At 41.3% G+C, this 230-nt stretch carries 1 pseudogene; it reads right to left on the reverse strand.

The features are described from left to right. A pseudogene (locus FD07_RS12015) lies at nt 1–230 on the reverse strand (IS30 family transposase); the annotation flags it as partial.

Consider the following 230-nt stretch of genomic DNA (forward strand, 5'->3'; position numbering starts at 1 on the left):
CAAAATCGCCGATGCGATTACGTTGATTAATCATCATGGGACGCTGTTCAATTGATCGCCCCAAAGATTGATTATATTTGGATCGTTGGTCAACGTTACGCCGTTGGCGTACGCCATGTTCAGGTAGATCATTCAAGGAGAAACCAATTCTCCCCTGATTTAGCCAATTATAAATAGATTTAGTAGCTAGTTTAAATTCGTGAGCAATCATTCCTGGTGACCAGCTTAGA

This window comes from Levilactobacillus parabrevis ATCC 53295 (assembly GCF_001434055.1).
Lineage (GTDB): Bacteria > Bacillota > Bacilli > Lactobacillales > Lactobacillaceae > Levilactobacillus > Levilactobacillus parabrevis.